The 2,723-nt window shown below is 52.3% G+C and carries 5 protein-coding genes and 1 pseudogene; 2 read left to right on the forward strand and 4 right to left on the reverse strand.

Going from position 1 to position 2,723, the window contains the following annotated elements; genetic code table 11:
* The 3 genes from F7B33_RS00005 to F7B33_RS00015 form a co-directional block, all read right to left on the reverse strand.
* On the reverse strand, positions 1 to 426 hold a 426-nt coding region (locus F7B33_RS00005; RefSeq protein ID WP_297072392.1), incomplete at its 3' end, for a GNAT family N-acetyltransferase.
* A 12-nt stretch (positions 427 to 438) separates the two neighbouring features.
* A complete protein-coding gene (locus F7B33_RS00010) occupies positions 439 to 738 on the reverse strand; it encodes a hypothetical protein (protein ID WP_297072394.1) in 300 nt (99 codons plus the stop codon).
* Between the two features lie 44 nt (positions 739 to 782).
* Positions 783 to 1,370 carry a hypothetical protein gene (locus F7B33_RS00015; protein WP_297072396.1) on the reverse strand — a complete coding sequence of 196 codons (588 nt, stop codon included), beginning with the start codon at positions 1,368 to 1,370 and terminating at the stop codon, positions 783 to 785.
* 117 nt (positions 1,371 to 1,487) lie between these two features.
* Here F7B33_RS00015 and F7B33_RS00020 point away from each other — a divergent pair, with 117 nt between their 5' ends.
* Positions 1,488 to 1,979, forward strand: a complete 492-nt coding sequence (locus F7B33_RS00020; protein ID WP_297072398.1) for a hypothetical protein — start codon at positions 1,488 to 1,490, stop codon at positions 1,977 to 1,979.
* Positions 1,979 to 2,577 (forward strand): annotated as a pseudogene (locus F7B33_RS00025) (carbon-nitrogen hydrolase family protein). The gene F7B33_RS00020 and the pseudogene F7B33_RS00025 overlap by 1 nt, the downstream one beginning before the upstream one ends.
* Before the next feature lie 11 nt (positions 2,578 to 2,588).
* On the opposite strand, the gene F7B33_RS10170 reads toward F7B33_RS00025, so the two are convergent.
* On the reverse strand, positions 2,589 to 2,723 hold a 135-nt coding region (locus F7B33_RS10170; RefSeq protein WP_366927505.1), incomplete at its 5' end, for a hypothetical protein.

A 2,723-nucleotide genomic window follows, 5' to 3' on the forward strand; every position in this document is an offset into this window, starting at 1 on the left:
AACTTTTATAGAGGCCTTATTGTCCTCATGAACCTTTGCCCAGACTTTACGGAGGTTGAGATGCCTGAAGGCGTACTCGCAGAGGAGTTTGACGACCTCGGTGCCGTAGCCCTTCCTCCTCTCCTCCGGAGCGAGGTAGTAGAGTATCTCCCCCCACCTTGCTTGCCAGTTAATCCATTTGAAGCCTGATATTCCCACAAGATTTCCGCTTTTGTTTTCGACAACGGCAAAAACAGGCGCCTTATCCTTGTTCTTCTTCAGATCCTCGTACAGCTCTCCCTCCTCTTCTGGAAGTGTGAAATAGGCAGAGTTGAACATGTAACGCATCGTGCTCCTGTCGTTGAACCACTCCCAGCTCTTTTGGAGGTCTTCCTTCAGGAGGATTCCAAGCGATATTTTCTCCCCTCTGAGGATAATGGGTCTCATCGTGAATACCTCCTAAACCCTCTCAACGACCATCACCATCTTCCCCTCTTCCTCCTTAACCCCGAGCGCAACGTCCCTTCCTGAAACCTCGACCCAGCCACGCTCCCACAGTTCTCTCTTCCAGAGGATTTCTCCCTTCGGGTCGAGCTTTATCACCACTGCTTTCCCCTCGACTTCGCCGCTAATTAAGAGGCCGTCTTCGGCTGGCAGGAGTGAAGTCACTGCACCGTTTGGAAGCGTCACCTCCCAGTCTCCGCCCCAGACCCAGAGGGCGCTCCCTTTGTAACCGCCTAAGATTATCTTTCCATCCATTCTGGCGGCAGTCAGGGCTATTTCACCGGCAAGCTCCCTTTCCCCTACCAGCTCCCCGTTCCTGGTGAACTCGAAGGCCTTAACCCTCCATCTCCCCTCTCCTTCAAACTCCCGATGAGGAAAAGCTTTCCATCAAGCTCAACCAGGCCGGAAATCACGGCATCGTCCCAGGGACCGAGTGTTCTGAGCCAGAGGGGTTCGCCTTCCAGCGTAGTCCTCCCGATGAAAAAGCCCCTGCCCCTCTCGTCGGAGGTTTCGCCCGCTATGAAAGCACCACTCCTATCCGGCAAAATCGAGTAAACGGCCTCGTTGCCGAGGATTTTTAGCTTTCTCCCCCAAAGGACTTTGAGGTTATCACTAAGTTTCGCGACGTAAGCCTTCCAGCCGTTTCCGCCGTCGGACGTTGCAACGCCCTCAGCGGCACCGCCGATTAGGTAGCCGTCCTTGAGCTTCGCTATGCTGTGGCCTTCCCAGTCGTTTTTGCCCGAGAGGAACTTTAGCTCTTCTATCTCTTCACCGTCGAGCCTTGCGAGCATGAGTTTGTAAGCCTTCCCGTCGTGGACGCTCCCGATGAGCAGGTCGCCGGCGAGTGCAACTGGGACTGTTTCAGCACCGAAGGAGTGAGTTCTCATTCAAAGTCCCCTCTAATAACTGGTTCTTTGAGGGACACGGCAAAGATTTTTAAGACTTTTGCGGTTAGTGGTAAACGGACGATACGGATGAAAAGGAAAAACCACGTTGTGGTCTTGGTGGTTATGTTCATTCTTGTCCTATTCACCTCTTCATACGCCCTATGGAACTGCCGAAAAGACGAGAAGAGCCTGCTGACGTCTGTTTACATCTATGGCTTGAAGGACGCCAGAGGACTCTCCAATGTCGGCGGAACTTTTGAGTATCTCCTCCACGAGAACGCTTCGGATGACCTCATGGTTTTCTATGCCCGTGCATACTCCATCAGAGCCGGGCACCTTGAAGACACTTTCGGCCTCCTCCAGGCGTACAAGAATGATGAGAGGTTTCAGCTAATGTTTTCGGCCATGTCCAACTACCATCTGTTCCTTCAGGAGGTCAGCTTCAGCAACTCCACGAGGATGAAAAGTCTCATCGAGAAGAACCTTGAAACACTCAAGGAACTCGATAACCTCATGATGGAGGTGACAAAATATCAAAATCCGGACGATTTACCCCAAGGACTCGTTGAGAAGATTTTTCAGGCCTCTGAAGAGCTGGAGGTGCAGTAATGAGGGTCGTCCTTATTCCAATGCACGTCGAGGTAGGAAACTTCGAGGTCAACTGGACTGAGTTTGAGAGGCGCTTCAGCGAGGCTTCCGGGGTGGGGCTTTACGATGAAATTGTTGGGCGGGTGAGTAAACTCGCTAAGGAAAATGGCGTTTATGTTATCTTCGGCCTCATTGAGCTCTACAAAAACTGCGTTTACAACTCCGCGCTTTTAATCGGCAGAAACGGGGAGGTACTACCCAAGCATCGCAAGTTTCAGGAACCGTACAAGTTCTGCACCGGCAACACGGGGAGAACAGCATGGACTGAGTTTGGAAAGGTCGCGGTAATCATCTGTGGCGACCCCTACAACAAGAGATAGCGAAGTGGGTGAGGCGGAAAAGACCTGACTACCTCTTCGTGCCGATGGAGTACTCACCGGACTACGGCGAGCCGAACGAGGAGGACGTTGAGGCGATGGCCGAGAGGGTTAGGCTTCTCGGCGTTAAGGCCTTCATAGTCAACAGCTCACCGCCCGGTGGTGCTTGGATTTTCGAGAGGGATGGGACGCTTGTGGCCTCCTCGGGAAAAGAAGAAATGTTGGTCGTTAAAGTGAAATAAAGAAAAAAACTTCATGCATCAACGTAGGCGCTCTCAGCCCACTCGTAGGCGTCAAGGCCCTTCTTCTCGGCATCCTCCGGAACGCGAACGGGGGTTATCCTATCGGTAATCCAAATCAGGATGTAGGTCACGACAAATGCATAGAC

Origin of the sequence: Thermococcus sp. (assembly GCF_015523185.1) — an archaeon.
Taxonomy (GTDB): domain Archaea; phylum Methanobacteriota_B; class Thermococci; order Thermococcales; family Thermococcaceae; genus Thermococcus.

Excerpts from the sequence above, each read along its gene's own strand:
- F7B33_RS00010 (WP_297072394.1), bottom strand. The coding sequence starts at position 738 with ATGGATGGAAAGATAATCTTAGGCGGTTACAAAGGGAGCGCCCTCTGG.
- F7B33_RS00015 (WP_297072396.1), bottom strand. The coding sequence starts at position 1,370 with ATGAGAACTCACTCCTTCGGTGCTGAAACAGTCCCAGTTGCACTCGCC.